This window comes from Streptomyces hoynatensis, from assembly GCF_003626535.1.
Classification (GTDB): Bacteria; Actinomycetota; Actinomycetes; order Streptomycetales; family Streptomycetaceae; genus Streptomyces; species Streptomyces hoynatensis.
In genome coordinates, this window is record NZ_RBAL01000001.1 from 746,256 (window position 1) to 758,994 (window position 12,739).

The window sequence follows — 12,739 nt, forward strand, 5'->3', positions numbered from 1 at the left end:
CCGCCGTCCACGCCGCCCCCACCGTCGTCACTCATGGAGCGGGAACCGATGCATATACCGGCCGCGCTGGTCGTTTGCCTGGCCGTCGGCAGTGCGGCGGCCGTGCTGGGCGCCGCGCTCTGGCCGCGCAGGCGCAGGCACCTGGCCGCCACGACCCGGCGCGCCGAGGCCGCGGAGCGCGAACTGGGCGAGATCCGCGGCCGGCTGGCCGAGGCGGAGCGCCGCGAGCGGCTGCTGACCGAGGAGATCGGGCACCTCGCCGGCACCAGAATCCCGGCCCTGGCCACCGCCGCCCGGCACAGCCACGTGCGCCTGCCGGGCGCGTTGCACGAGGAACTCGCGCACACCGAGGGCGGCCGGGCGCTCGAAAGCCTGCTGGAGGAGGCCGCCGCGGCGCTGGCCGCCGAGCGCACCCGCGTGGACGGCGCGGCCCAGGCCGCGATGCGCGGGGCCACCACGAAGCTCCAGACGATGTGCTACCAGCTCCAGACCACGGTGGACGAGCTGCTGCACAAGTACGACGACCCCGACCTGGCCGAGCGGCTCGCCGCGCTCGACTACCTCAACGAGCAGATGCTGCGCCGCCTCCAGGTCACCCGCGTCGTCTGCGGCGCGGGCGCCGGCCTGGTCCGCACCAAGTCGCAGCTGCACGCGCTGGTGGTCGGCGCCAGCTCCCGCATCCCCAGCTACGAGCGGGTCCGCATCGACAACCACCTCGCCCAGCCGGTGGCCGTGGCCGACCGCGCCGCAGAACCGGTGGCGATCGTGGTGGCGGAGCTCCTGGCCAACGCCGTGCACCACTCGCACGGCACGCTGCCCGTCGAGGTGAGCCTGCACCAGGCGCACAACGGCGCGGTCGTCGTCATCAACGACGCGGGCATCGGCATGAACGCCGAGGAGTTCGAGCAGGCCAGGCAGCTGCTCACCGGCAGCCGGGAGATCCGGCTCGCCGACCTCGGCGACCCGCCCCGCTCGGGCTTCGCGGCCATCGGCCGCCTGTGCCACCAGTACGGCATCGCCGTCTCGCTCGAACCCTCGCACTACGCCGGGGTCAAGGCGGTGCTCTTCGTCCCGGGCGAGTTGCTGACCGTAGAGGAGGAGGAGCGCCAGCCCGTGCCGCACGCCGCCACGCCCGACCTCGCCACCCCGGCGGTGGGCCCGATCGCGCCCCCCGTCCGCGGCCCCAGGGCGCCGCGGAGGGAGCCGGCGGCCGACCTGGACCCGGCCCAGTTCACCGGCGAGGCCGGCGGGCCCCCGGCCGCCCCGGCCGCGCCGCCGGCCGGCGTGACCGGGGAGCCGCCCCACCCGGCGGCGGACGAGGCCGGCGAGGCCGGCGAGGCGGACGGTGCAGACGCTCCGGACGCCGCGGGCGCGGTGTCCCCGCGGGCCACGGACCCGGCGACCGGGGAGCTGCCCGCGCTCCCGCAGCGCCGGCACCGCAGGCCGGAGCGGCCCTCGGCCGCCGACCTCGCCGACCTGGAGGACACCCTCGCGCGCGACCCCGAGGACGCCGCCTCCCGGATGGGCGCCCTCCAGCGCGGCACCGCCCGAGGCCGCGCCGAAGTGGCCGGCGACCCCACCGTGGACGACTCAGAAAGGCAGAGCCGATGAATGCCCGCGTGCCCGTGACGAAGCCCAAGGCCGACCTGTCGTTCGTGCTGGCCCCGATCCTCGAGGTGCCGGACGTGCAGCACGCCATGGTCATCACGGCGGACGGCTTCTTCGAGGCCCACTCCGGCCTTGAGGAGCAGACCGCGGAGAAGCTGTCCGCGGTGCTCGCCTCGCTCCTGGCCTCGGGCCGCGGCACCAGCCAGACCTACTTCGGCGGGCGCGCCCCGCTGCGCCAGGTGATGGTGGAGACGCACGACGGGTACGTGTTCGTGATCCCGGCGGCCGAGGGAACCTACCTCGCCGTTTTCACCGGTGCGAACGTGGCCATGGACAACGTGTGTTACGAGATGCAGAAGCAGGTGCAGACGCTCGGCAAGGCACTGGTGAGCCCGGCCAGGACCGACCTGAAGGGCACCGATCCCGGGACGGACGGCTCCCCGGCATGAACCGGCGGCTCATCCCGCCCTACCTGTGGACGGGCGGCCGCACGCATCCCAGCCGCAACGTGCTCGACCGGCTGAGCGTGCTGCGGGCGGCAGGGGACACCGTCCCGCGGGACGTGACGCCCGCCGGGCGGCGGGTGCTGGAGATCCTGCAAGACGGCGCCCTGCCGCTTGCGGAGGTCGCCGCCCATCTCTCCCTGCCCGTCAGCTTCGTGAAGGTACTGGTCAGCGACCTCTTCGACGAGGGCTTGCTGACGGTGCGCGCCCCCATCGCGGCCGAGGCGGGACCCCTACCCGACCAGCAGCTCCTTGAAAGGGTGATCCGTGGACTCCGCGCGCTCCAGTAGAGACATCTACCTGCGCAATCCCGACCAGCGGCTGGTCAAGGTCATCGTGAGCGGCCCCTTCGGGGTCGGCAAGACCACCATCATCCGCACGCTCTCGGAGATTCCTCCGCTGCAGACCGAGGAGATGATGACCGCCACCGGCGCCATCGTCGACCACCTCGACGGCGTGCGGGACAAGACGACCACCACCGTCGGCCTCGACTACGGCCGGATGTCCCTGGGCGACGACCTGGCGCTGTGCCTGTTCGGCACGCCGGGCCAGCAGCGTTTCCACGCCCTGTGGAAGGACATCACCCGCGGCGCGCTCGGCGCCCTCATCCTCGCCGACACCCGGCGGATCGCGGACTCCTTCGAGGTGATGGGCCTGATCGAGGAGCAGGGCATCCGCTACGCGGTGGCGCTGAACGTCTTCCCCGACTCGCCCGCCTACCCGGAGGCCGACCTGCGGCAGGCCCTCGACCTGGCGCCGGAGACCCCGCTGATCACCTGTGACGCCCGCGACCGGGACACCTCCCTGGCCGCCCTGCTCGCGCTCGCCGAGCACCTGCTGGCCCTTCCCGCCCTGGAGCAGTCGTGACCCAGCCCTCCCCCGCCGCCGTCCCCACGCACCCCGCCCCGGGGGAGCGGGTGCCGCTCTACGGGCCGGACTTCGCCGCCGACCCGCACGCCGTCTACGCCAGGCTGCGCTCCTACGGCGCCTGCGCCCCCGTGGAGCTGGCGCCCGGCGTCGCGGCGACGCTGGTGACCAACTACCGCGCCGCGCTCGACGTGCTGCACGACACCACGACGTACTCCAAGGACTCGCGGACCTGGCTGAGCACCGCGCCCAAGGACAGCCCGGTGCTGCCGATGATGACCTGGCTGCCCAACGCCCTCACCAACGACGGCGAGGTGCACGCCCGTTACCGCGGGGCGACCACCGACAGCATCCGGATGATCGAGCCGCACGAGTTGCGGGAGACGGTGCACGAGACGGCGGACTCGCTGATCAGGAAGTTCGCCGCCCGCGGAGAGGTCGACCTGGTCGGCGAGTACTGCCAGGTGCTGCCGCTGCTGATCTTCAACAAGCTGTTCGGGCTGCCGGACTCCCAGGGCCCGCGCCTCGTCGCCGCCATCGCCCGCATGTTCGACTCCCAGGGGGAGGAGGCGGCCCGCGGCATCGAGGACCTGCTCCAGTACACGGGCGAGCTGGTGGCCCTCAAGGTGGAGAAGCGCGGCAACGACCTCACCTCCTGGATGCTCGACCACCCGGCCGGGCTGTCCCCCGAGGAGGTCGTCACCCAGCTGGTGACCGCGCTCAGCGCGGGCCACGAGCCGGTCAAGAACCTCATGGCCAACGCGATGGCCAGGATGCTCTCCGACGAGCGCTACTACCGCACCATCTCCAGCGGCGCGCTGACCGCGATCGACGCCATCACCGACGTGCTGTGGAACGACCCGCCGATGGCCAACTACTCGATCCACTACCCGCGGCGCGACGTCGACCTGCACGGCACCTGGATTCCCGCCAACAGCCCGGTGGTCATCTCCTACGCGGCGGCCAACACCAGCTCCGGGCCCTCCGCCCCCGGCCCCAGGTCGGACGCCGGCGCCCACCTCGCCTTCGCCGCCGGGCCGCACGCCTGCCCCGCCCAGCAGCCCGCCGTGCTCATCGCCTCCACCGCCATCGACCGCCTCACCAGCTGGCTGTGCGACATCCGGCTCGCCGTGCCCTTCGACCGGCTCACGTGGCGTCCCGGCCCCTTCCACCGCGCACTGACCGAACTGCCCGCCCGTTTCACCCCCATCGCGCCCGACCAGAAGGGAAGCAGCCCGTGGAGTACCAGCCCGTCGTCATCGACCCCAGCGGCCGAGACATCGCCGGAGAGGCGAGGAGGCTCCGCGGCTTAGGCGAGGCGGTCCGCGTCGTCCTGCCGGGCGGGGTCGAGGGCTGGGCCATCACCAGCCACGCGCTGACCAAGCGCCTGCTGACCGATCCGCGGATCTCCAAGGACGCCTCCCTGCACTGGCCCGCCTTCATCGAGGGCACGATCGACCAGAGCTGGCCGCTCTACCCCTGGGTCGCGATCAAGAACATGCTGAGCACCTACGGCGCCGAGCACGCCAGGCTGCGGAAGCTGGTGGCGCCCGCCTTCACCGCGCGCCGCACCACCGCCATGCGGCCCATCGTGGCCCAGATCACCGGGGAACTCCTCGATTCCCTGGCGGCGGCCCCGGCCGGCGAGCCCGTCGACCTGTGCACCGCCTTCAACCAGCCGCTCCCGGTGCGGGTGATCTGCGAGCTGTACGGGGTCCCGCCGCGGATGCGGGCGGAGATGCAGCGCGTGGCGGGGGCGCCGTTCCGCACCTCGGCGAGCGCCGAGGAGATCGGGGCCGACTTCATGCGGCTCCAGGAGATCCTGGCCGACCTGGTGGCCGGGAAGCGCGAGGAGCCCGCCGACGACCTGACCAGCGCGCTGATCGCGGCCCGCGAGGACGGGGACAGCCTCAGCGAGCAGGAGCTGTTCCACACCCTCACCCTGGTCCTCACCGCGGGGCACGAGACGACCGTGCACCTGCTCGGCAACGCGGTGCACGCCCTGCTCACCCGGCCCGAGCAGCTCGACCTGATCCGCTCCGGGAAGGCGACCTGGGCCGCGCTGGTGGAGGAGACGCTGCGCTTCTCGCCCTCCGTGGCCAACCTCCCGCTGCGCTTCGCCACCGAGCCGATCGACCTGCCGGACGGCACGACCCTCCCCAGCGGGGAGCCGATCCTGCTGGCCCTGCGCGCCGCGGGCACCGACACCGAGCACTTCGGCGCGGACGCCGGCCGGTTCGACGTCACCCGCGAGTCCGCCGACGAGCACCTGTCCTTCGGCTACGGCGTCCACCACTGCCTCGGCGCCCCGCTGGCCAGGCTGGAGGCCCAGACCGCGCTCCCCGCCCTGTTCGCCCGCTTCCCCCGCCTCGCGCTCGCCGAGGCGGACCCGGAGCCCTACCCCTCGTTCATCTCCAACGGCTTCCGCGCCCTGCCCGTCCACCTCAACCCCTGAGGGCCGGGCCCCGCCCAACCCCAGGCAACCCGCCCGCCCCGTCCGCCTCGCCCCGAACGCCCGCGCGCCACGCGGGACGTGGGCGCGGCGGGGCTCGGCGGAGCCCCCGGGGAGCCGCGGGCTCGCGGGCCCCCCGCCACCTCCGGCGGCGGCCCCCGCCGCCGGCCGGTTCGTGCCGCGCTCAGGCCGCCCCGGCCTCGCCGGGCTCCGGCTCCTCGCCCTCGTCCGGGCGGCCCGCCTCGGTGATGTGCATCGCCGCCTCCTCCGCGGAGGCGGCGCCGCCGTCGATGCCCACGTCGCGGGCCGTCGTGTCCTGGTGGTGCCGCGGCGACTCGTCCTCCACGCCGGACAGCCGCCCGGCGCGCCGCTCCCCGCTCACCGCCTCGTCGGCCCGCTCGCCCCACATGTCCGGGCTGTCGCCGATGCCGTCGCCCGGCGGCACGGAGACGTCGGGCTCCTCCTCGCCGACCCGCTCGTCGAGCGACTCCCGCTCGCGCTGCTCCCGGGCCGTCGTCCCGTGGTCGCGCACCGCGAGGGGCTTCTCCGGCGGGGAGTAACCCTCCTCCATCGTGTCGTCGAGGTCCCGCTCGTCGAGCGCGTCCTCCATGTCGAGCTCGTTGGGCTGGTCCCACAGCTCGGTGCGGTCCGGCTGGTAGACCTCGTCGCCCATCGCTTCCTCGTCGGACATCTGCGGGTCCCTTCCCTCCGTGTCCGTCGTTCCCGGGTTCCCGGCCGGCGGCGGTCCGCTCGCGGCACGCCGCCCGCGGCCCGCTCCCGGCGCCTACGCTCCCGGCGCGTGCCGGGTGCGTCCGCTCCGGCGCGTCCGGTGACTCACGCGCGCGCCCGGTGACTCGCTCCCGGCGCGTCCGCCGGCCGGCTCCCGGCGCGTTCCTGCTCCTGTGCGCCCCTGCCTGCCGCCCGGGCCCGGGCCCTTGCCCGCCGGCCGGGCCGGCCCCTCAGGACGGCGCCTCCGGCTCCCGCAGCCGCGCCTCGACGCGGCCGTCCACCACCCTGGCCTCGAACGCGGGCTGCGGCGCCGTCGCCGGGCCCTCGACGTTCCAGCCGTCCGTCAGCCGGAAGAGGCTGCCGTGCCAGGGGCAGCGCACGCAGCCGTCCGTGATCTCCCCCTGGGACAGCGGCCCGCCCAGGTGCGCGCAGTGGTCGGCGAGCACCCGCACCGCGCCGCCAGGCTCCCGGTACACCAGCACCGGAACCCCGCCGGTCTCCGCCCGCACCGCCTGGCCCACGGGGAAGTCGGCCACCGCGCCCAGCGGCTGCCAGCCGGCCGGCACGTGGGCCTCCACCCCCTCGGCGTGGTTCGCCCCCGCGCCCTGCCGGTACGCGAGGTGCCCGCCGAGCGCCCCGCCCGCCCCCACGAGCGCGAACCCGGCCCAGCCGAGCGCCTTCCCCCTCAGGCGCCGCCCGCGCAGCCTGGCGGCCAGCGAGGCGGCGTAGAGCACGATGCCCCCGGCGTTCGCCGCGGCGTGCACCAGCCCGACCCGCAGCTGCGGCTTGCGCAGGTCCGCCCAGTCGGTCCAGCCCGCGACCGCCGAGGGGACCGCTGCGGCGAGGCCGATCGCCACCAGCGTGCCGGAGTCCCTGCGCTTGCCCGGCAGCAGGTCGAGCACCGCCGCCGCGCTCCACATGCCGATCGGCGTCTGCACCAGCGCCGGGTGCAGCGGGTGACCGAGCCACTTTCCGTGCAGCACGTCCCTGGTGCCCGCGGGCAGGGCGTGCGCGGCCCGCTGCAGCGGGCCGATCAAGCCGTCCAGCTGCGGCACCCGGGCCAGCCGGTCGACCGCGGCCAGCACCTTCCCTGGCCGGTCGGTCTCCGGCATCAGGGACCGCGCCGTCGAGCCGATGTCGGGGAATCTCTCCAAAAAGGCCATGCCTCCCGGTTCCCCGCTGCCCCCGTCCGAAACCGCCGCCCGCCGCCCCCACCCCCGCCCCACCGCGCCGTTCCCCCAGCTCAGCACGCCGACACGCCGCCTCCCACTCCCGCCCGTCCGGCCCAGCCCCCGCCTCCGCGCCCCCCGGCAGACGCGGCCCGGCGGCTACGGCGCGGGCGTGAGGGTGCAGCGGGTGAGTTCGGTGACGAGCTGGTTGGCGAGGAAGGTGGGTGTGGCGGGGTGGCCGTAGGGGAGGTAGTCGTCGGGTCCTGGGGTGAGCCCTGGTCCGAAGGCCCCGCCGAACACTCCCCACACGCGCGGCTTGCGCACCCGGACGAACACGGGCTCGCCCAGGTGCGGGCAGTGCTCGGTCGCCAGCCGTGCGCAGGGCGCGCACACCGGCGGCTTGGTGGACAGCAGTCCCTCGGGCCAGCCGGGGAGCGCGTCGGCGGCGTCGGGGCGGCGCAGGGCGAACAGCCATCCTTTGCCGTTGCGGTCCGCGGGCCGGGCGCATACCTGGCACAGGCGGTGCTGCATGGCGTGGCGTTGCCGGGCCGGGTGCATGACGCGGAAGTCGGGGCGTCCGCTGCCGGGGGCGTGGCCGACCCGGGCCCACAGCACGCCGTGCCGGTCCCGGTCCCCGGCCGCCTCGTCCCGGTAGACCAGCCCCCACCCGCCCGGCCGCAGGCCCAGCGCCCCACCGGCGAGGACCTCTTCCCCGCTCCACTTGGCGACATACGGCACGGGCAGCCGGTTGGGCCCCCAGGTCAGGATCTCGGGCATCGGGTCGGGTCCTCCGTGGCGGCGGGGGAGTGGGGCGTGAGCGGCGTGTTGGCGGTGGGTGCGGCGGTCGAGGGCCGGGCCCATGCGGTATGGCACCCGTGCGTGCAGGGGTCGAAGGCGATGCCGAGGTGCCGTTCTGGCGGGCGGGGTTCGTGCTGCGTGCAGTCCTCGCAACGGCGCTCCGCGCAGGCGAGGGAGATGTAGGCCCGCGGCGGGCTGCCCAGGAGGCGGTCCTCAGACACGGCGCACACCCCCTCGCGCGCGCCGCCGAAGGAGCGGGGCGAGGACCTGGCGCCGGGCCCAGGGGGCGGGAAGGCTGTTGGCGCGTACGGCGCCAACAGTCGTGCCAGGCGGCAGGGCAAGCATGCCCCAACCAGTAGGCGGAATCCGCGCAGGCAGCGCGTTAAGCATCATGATCGGCTCCCTCAGAGTCTGTGCACACCAGAAAGTAGGGGAGGTATAACCATGAGTGAGTACGCGAAGTGCGTGCCTTCTCAACGAAAGTGGTGGCAATGGACACGAGTGGAATCGGACGGCGCGTCTCCTATTGGCGCAACCGGCGGCGTCTGACGCAGGCGGAGTTCGGCGCCCTCATGGGAAAGTCCCGTCGGTGGGTGCAGGATCTTGAAGGCGGCCACCGACAGTCCGATCCGCGGCTCTCTGTTCTTGAGCGGGCCGCGGAAGTGCTGCACATCCGACTCGAAACCCTGTTGTCAGATCAGAGCATGCGCTCGAATTCGCAGTGCGTGGATGCCACCGAACTAGCCGAGATCCGACGCACCATGCACCGGCACGACGTGCTGACGGGTGCGTTCGCCGAGTCGAGTCGGATTGAGCCGGAGGCGCTGCGGAGAAACGTCGCCTATGGATGGATGGCGTTCCAGGGCTCCGACTATTCCCCATTGGGTCGTGTACTGCCCCAACTACTGGTGGAGGCCAACCGAACGGCCGCGCAAGCAGCAGGCGAGCAACTAACCACGGCCTTCAGGCTTCTGACGATGACGTATCAGCTGACTGCCGCGGTGGCGACAAAGTTCGGCGACGACGCCCTCGCATGGCACGCTGCCGACAGAGCCGTTGTGGCCGCGGAGCACTCTGGCGATCCGGTAGCGATCGCCGGAGCTGCTCGGCACCTGTGCGATGCCATGTTTCACCGTGGCCACAGCAGAGAGGCGGTGGAGTTCGCCACTGCGACGGCCGCTCGGCATGAACGGGCCCTCGTCTCCCAAGGTGCCCAGGGACTCAGCGTGCTTGGCATGCTCTATCTCAAGGCGGCGATGGCCGCCGCCCACATCGAGTCGCGAAGCGACGTTCCCGGGCTGCTCGCTGAGGCCGAGCAGGCGGCTGACCGGCTTGGAGCGGACGGGAACGCACAGTGGACTGCCTTCGGGCCCACCAATGTGCGCATTCATCAGGTGTCGGCCCTGGTCAGGATGTGCGAGGGCGCCAGGGCAGTGAATACTGCCGAGGGGATCGAGCCACCGCGACTTTCCGCGCTCCCCCGCGAGCGGAGGGCCCTCCATCTGGTCGACGTCGCGCGTGCGTTGGCACAGTCGGCACGTCGAGACGAAGCCGTCGCGGTCTTGTTGAACGCCGAGCGGGAAGCGGCGGAAGAGGTACGGTGCCGTCCCAGAACGCGGCAGCTGATCGAGGAGCTGCGGTTGCTTGGCGTCGGGGCCGCGGAGAGCAGGTTGCGCGGCCTGGCCGCGCGCTGTGGACTTCCCGCATGACAACGTCGCGTGTGCTGTACCTGGTTGCCTGCGCCGCTCCTCCGGCTCAGCGCATCGGGACAGGGATCGAGAAGGCGCAGGCCGCCGGGTGGGACGTGTGCCTCGTGCTCACCCCCTCGGCGGCGCGGTGGCTCGGAGCCGAACAGGAGGAACTGGCGGCGCTCACCGGCCATCCGGTGCGGTCCCGGTACAAGCTTCCAGGTCAGCCGGATGTGCTTCCGCCGCCGGAGGCGATCCTGGTGGCCCCGGCGACCTTCAACACGCTGAACAAATGGGCGCAGGGCATCGCCGACACGCTCGCGCTCGGCCTCGTCACCGAGGCCATCGGGCTGCGCCTGCCGGTCGTGGCACTGCCGTACCTCAACAGCGCCCAGGCCGGGCACCCGGCACTGGACCGGAGCGTCGCCTTCCTGCGCTCCTGCGGTGTGACGGTGCTGCTGGGTGGCGACGGCTTCGTGCCCCACGCCCCGAAGAACGGAAGTGCCGACACCTATCCCTGGGAGGTCGCCCTGGCCGCGTTGCCGTGAACCGGCGTCCTGGTTCCGGCGGCTTCCTTGCCGTCGGTCGTGGCGCCGCACCCGGTGCGTTGGCCGGCCCGCGTTCTCCGGGACGGCACGGGAGCGGTCAGGAGCGGGCCGCCTCGGGACGGCGGCGGGGTGGGGCTGCCCCACCCCGCCGAGGCCGGGTGGGGCCTGGGGTTGAGTCTCCAGTCACTGGAGACGCCAGGGTGTGCACATGGAAAGCGACGGCCTCCACTCGATCGGCGAGCTGGCCAGGCGTACCGGGCTCTCGGTGCGGACGATCCGGTTCTACTCCGACAGCGGACTGGTGCCGCCCACCGGCCGCAGCGCGGCCGGGTACCGGCTGTACGACCTGGACGCCCTGGCCCGCCTCGACCTGATCCGCACGCTGCGCGAGCTCGGGCTCGACCTGGCCACCGTGCGGCGGGTGCTGAGCCGGGAGGTGGGCGTGCCCGAGGTGGCCGCGGCGCACGTGGAGGCGCTCGACGTGCAGATCCGCACGCTGCGCCTGCGCCGCGCCGTGCTGCGCGCCGTCGCGAAGCGGGACCCAGGACAACAGGAGTTGAGAATGATGCACCGGCTCGCCCAGCTCTCCGACGAGGAACGCAGGCGGCTGATCGAGGACTTCGTCAGCGAGATCTTCGACGACCTGGACGCCAACCCGGAGTTCGTGGCCATGATGCGCTCGGCCGTGCCCGAGCTGCCCGACGACCCCAGCCCCGCCCAGCTCGACGCCTGGGTGGAGCTGGCCGAGCTGGTCCAGGACCCGGGCTTCCGGGCGAGCGTGCGGCGCGCCGCCGAGTACCAGGCGGCGGACCGCGCGGAGGGAGCCCCGCAGGGCATGCAGCACGAACTCGCCCAGTGGGTCAGGGAGCGGGTGACGCGGGCCGTCGAGGACGGGATCGCACCGGACTCGCCCGCCGCGGCGCCCGTCCTGGCCGAGTTGGTGGCCCGTTACGCCGCCGAGTTCGGCGCCGAGGACACCCCCGCCTACCGGGCGCGGCTCCTGACCCGCCTCGAAGCGGGCAACGACCCGCGCGCCGAGCGGTACTGGCAGCTGATGGCCACCGTCAACGGCTGGCCGATCCCGCCCAGCCTGAGCCCGGTGTTCGACTGGTTCGCCCGCGCCCTGCGGCACGACGCCGCCCGCTGAGCGGCGCGCCGCGGCACGGCGCCGGCCCGTGGCACGGCCTCGCCGCCCCGCCCGCCCGGCCCGGCGCCACTGTGGCCGGTGCCGCGCGGCGGGTGCCGCGCGGCGGGTGCTTACGCGGCCGGGCATCCCGGCAGCATCAGCAGGTCGGTCAGGTACTGGCGGGCGCGGGCCTGGGTCTCCCGAGCGCCGAGCGTCCCCGCGTCGAGGGTCAGGACGGGCCACGGCGACTCGGCGAGGAGACGCCGGGTCAGTTCTGCCTCGGCACGCAGGTGCGCGGCGGCGGAGGCGAGGTCGTGGACGGCCCTGGTGCCGGGGGCGGCGGCGAGTTTGGCCACGTACCAGTCTCCCCAGGCACTGCCCTCTCGGTCGATCGCACGCCGCAGTGCCTTCTCCGGATCGTCCCGGAGGTACACCAGGACGATCTCGGCGGGCGCCACGACCCGGTCCAGCTCGGCAATGACCCGGCGGAGGGTCTCCTCGGGATGGCCCCAGGCCACGAGGGAGGGGATGAACGGCAGCAGGGCGTCGGTCAGCAGGTAATCCCTGCCCTGGGCGAGTGACTCCGCGACGTAGGCGCGCGTGCAGGCGACCAGTGTTGCCGGGCGAACCGAGCCGGCCCCGCCGTCGAACTCCTCGGCCACGGGCCGAAAGGCGGCTCGCCTGAGGATGTCCTCCTCCTCGAAGTGGTCGACCGACGCCCCCGTGCCGGAGAGCCATTCCGCCAAGGCGCGGCAGAGAGTCGACTTGCCCACGCCGGGGCTGCTTCCCAGGACCGAGATGACTCGCATCGTCATACCGGCAGTCTCGCAGCCACGCGCGGTGCCCTGCGTCCGGCCGGTGCGCCGGGTACGGCAGAGCGCGGCGGCCACCTCGGGCACCTCGGGCGCCGAGGGCGGCGAGGGCCCCGTGGACGCGGGCCGCAGCCACCTGATCCACACCGGCTCCACCGGCGAGACCGTGGCCCTGTGCGTCACCCGCCGGTTCGCGGTCGGGCAGTGCTTCCTCGGCATGGCCGACGGCGGCGCCAACCTCATGAGCCGGGTGGACTGCCAGGGCGAGGTGCCCTCCCCGTACAGCCAGACGTACCACGTCACCGGCGTCTACGCCGCCCCGGCGCAGCACCAGGCGGGGGAGTGCAACCGGGTCGCCAACGACCCGACGCAGTACGCCTCCTGGTTCGTCGACGGCGGCTCGGTGCTGGTCTGCGCCGTGGTCTTCACCGGCTGAGGC

The 12,739-nt window shown here is 73.8% G+C and carries 14 protein-coding genes; 10 read left to right on the forward strand and 4 right to left on the reverse strand.

Annotation, left to right across the window (positions count from 1 at the left end):
* The first annotated feature begins 48 nt into the window (after nucleotides 1-48).
* Genes D7294_RS03240 through D7294_RS03265 form a run of 6 tightly spaced genes read left to right on the forward strand, consistent with a single transcriptional unit; the run spans nucleotide 49 to nucleotide 5,433 of the window.
* Nucleotides 49-1,611 (forward strand): ATP-binding protein, encoded by a 1,563-nt coding sequence (locus D7294_RS03240; RefSeq protein WP_147450760.1) that lies wholly within the window; start codon nucleotides 49-51, stop codon nucleotides 1,609-1,611.
* A gap of 8 nt (nucleotides 1,612-1,619) precedes the next feature.
* On the forward strand, nucleotides 1,620-2,057 hold the full coding sequence (locus tag D7294_RS03245) for a roadblock/LC7 domain-containing protein (protein WP_158674553.1): 438 nt from the start codon (nucleotides 1,620-1,622) through the stop codon (nucleotides 2,055-2,057).
* Nucleotides 2,054-2,401: a DUF742 domain-containing protein gene (locus tag D7294_RS03250; RefSeq protein ID WP_120675123.1), complete on the forward strand. Its 348-nt coding sequence runs from the start codon at nucleotides 2,054-2,056 to the stop codon at nucleotides 2,399-2,401. Before D7294_RS03245 ends, D7294_RS03250 begins: the two co-directional genes overlap by 4 nt.
* Entirely contained in the window at nucleotides 2,379-2,978 is a 600-nt protein-coding gene (locus D7294_RS03255; protein ID WP_241562050.1) for a GTP-binding protein, read from the forward strand. The genes D7294_RS03250 and D7294_RS03255 overlap by 23 nt, the downstream gene beginning before the upstream one ends.
* Nucleotides 2,975-4,291, forward strand: coding sequence for a cytochrome P450 family protein (locus tag D7294_RS03260; protein ID WP_120675126.1), 1,317 nt, complete (start codon nucleotides 2,975-2,977; stop codon nucleotides 4,289-4,291). Before D7294_RS03255 ends, D7294_RS03260 begins: the two co-directional genes overlap by 4 nt.
* Nucleotides 4,216-5,433, forward strand: a complete 1,218-nt coding sequence (locus D7294_RS03265) for a cytochrome P450 family protein (RefSeq protein ID WP_120675127.1) — start codon at nucleotides 4,216-4,218, stop codon at nucleotides 5,431-5,433. The genes D7294_RS03260 and D7294_RS03265 overlap by 76 nt, the downstream gene beginning before the upstream one ends.
* Before the next feature lie 181 nt (nucleotides 5,434-5,614).
* Here the strand turns inward: D7294_RS03265 and D7294_RS03270 are convergent, their stop codons facing one another.
* The 3 genes from D7294_RS03270 to D7294_RS03280 form a co-directional block, all read right to left on the reverse strand.
* Nucleotides 5,615-6,121, reverse strand: coding sequence for a DUF5709 domain-containing protein (locus tag D7294_RS03270; protein ID WP_120675128.1), 507 nt, complete (start codon nucleotides 6,119-6,121; stop codon nucleotides 5,615-5,617).
* Nucleotides 6,122-6,389: 268 nt separating this feature from the next.
* Nucleotides 6,390-7,322, reverse strand: coding sequence for a Rieske (2Fe-2S) protein (locus tag D7294_RS03275; RefSeq protein WP_241562051.1), 933 nt, complete (start codon nucleotides 7,320-7,322; stop codon nucleotides 6,390-6,392).
* A gap of 165 nt (nucleotides 7,323-7,487) precedes the next feature.
* A complete protein-coding gene (locus tag D7294_RS03280; RefSeq protein WP_120675130.1) occupies nucleotides 7,488-8,105 on the reverse strand; it encodes a hypothetical protein in 618 nt (205 codons plus the stop codon).
* 512 nt (nucleotides 8,106-8,617) lie between these two features.
* Here D7294_RS03280 and D7294_RS03285 point away from each other — a divergent pair.
* The 3 genes from D7294_RS03285 (at nucleotide 8,618) to D7294_RS03295 (ending at nucleotide 11,509) form a co-directional block, all read left to right on the forward strand.
* The gene (locus D7294_RS03285) at nucleotides 8,618-9,835 is read left to right on the forward strand and encodes a helix-turn-helix domain-containing protein (protein WP_120675132.1); all 1,218 of its coding nucleotides are present in this window, start codon (nucleotides 8,618-8,620) and stop codon (nucleotides 9,833-9,835) included.
* Entirely contained in the window at nucleotides 9,832-10,362 is a 531-nt protein-coding gene (locus tag D7294_RS03290; RefSeq protein WP_120675134.1) for a flavoprotein, read from the forward strand. The genes D7294_RS03285 and D7294_RS03290 overlap by 4 nt, the downstream gene beginning before the upstream one ends.
* A gap of 208 nt (nucleotides 10,363-10,570) precedes the next feature.
* A complete protein-coding gene (locus tag D7294_RS03295) occupies nucleotides 10,571-11,509 on the forward strand; it encodes a helix-turn-helix domain-containing protein (RefSeq protein ID WP_120675136.1) in 939 nt (312 codons plus the stop codon).
* A gap of 110 nt (nucleotides 11,510-11,619) precedes the next feature.
* Here the strand turns inward: D7294_RS03295 and D7294_RS03300 are convergent, their stop codons facing one another.
* Nucleotides 11,620-12,303: an adenylate kinase family protein gene (locus D7294_RS03300; protein WP_120675347.1), complete on the reverse strand. Its 684-nt coding sequence runs from the start codon at nucleotides 12,301-12,303 to the stop codon at nucleotides 11,620-11,622.
* Here D7294_RS03300 and D7294_RS03305 point away from each other — a divergent pair.
* Complete coding sequence (locus D7294_RS03305; protein WP_147450761.1) at nucleotides 12,287-12,736, forward strand: hypothetical protein; 450 nt, start codon at nucleotides 12,287-12,289, stop codon at nucleotides 12,734-12,736. The two genes, D7294_RS03300 and D7294_RS03305, sit on opposite strands and share 17 nt — an antisense overlap.
* Nucleotides 12,737-12,739 lie beyond the last annotated feature (3 nt).

Coding starts and splice junctions, on each gene's coding strand:
- D7294_RS03240 (WP_147450760.1), top strand. CDS start 49: ATGCATATACCGGCCGCGCTGGTCGTTTGCCTGGCCGTCGGCAGTGCG.
- D7294_RS03250 (WP_120675123.1), top strand. CDS start 2,054: ATGAACCGGCGGCTCATCCCGCCCTACCTGTGGACGGGCGGCCGCACG.
- D7294_RS03270 (WP_120675128.1), bottom strand. CDS start 6,121: ATGTCCGACGAGGAAGCGATGGGCGACGAGGTCTACCAGCCGGACCGC.
- D7294_RS03275 (WP_241562051.1), bottom strand. CDS start 7,322: ATGGCCTTTTTGGAGAGATTCCCCGACATCGGCTCGACGGCGCGGTCC.
- D7294_RS03280 (WP_120675130.1), bottom strand. CDS start 8,105: ATGCCCGAGATCCTGACCTGGGGGCCCAACCGGCTGCCCGTGCCGTAT.
- D7294_RS03285 (WP_120675132.1), top strand. CDS start 8,618: ATGGACACGAGTGGAATCGGACGGCGCGTCTCCTATTGGCGCAACCGG.
- D7294_RS03290 (WP_120675134.1), top strand. CDS start 9,832: ATGACAACGTCGCGTGTGCTGTACCTGGTTGCCTGCGCCGCTCCTCCG.
- D7294_RS03295 (WP_120675136.1), top strand. CDS start 10,571: ATGGAAAGCGACGGCCTCCACTCGATCGGCGAGCTGGCCAGGCGTACC.
- D7294_RS03305 (WP_147450761.1), top strand. CDS start 12,287: ATGACTCGCATCGTCATACCGGCAGTCTCGCAGCCACGCGCGGTGCCC.
- D7294_RS03300 (WP_120675347.1), bottom strand. CDS start 12,303: ATGACGATGCGAGTCATCTCGGTCCTGGGAAGCAGCCCCGGCGTGGGC.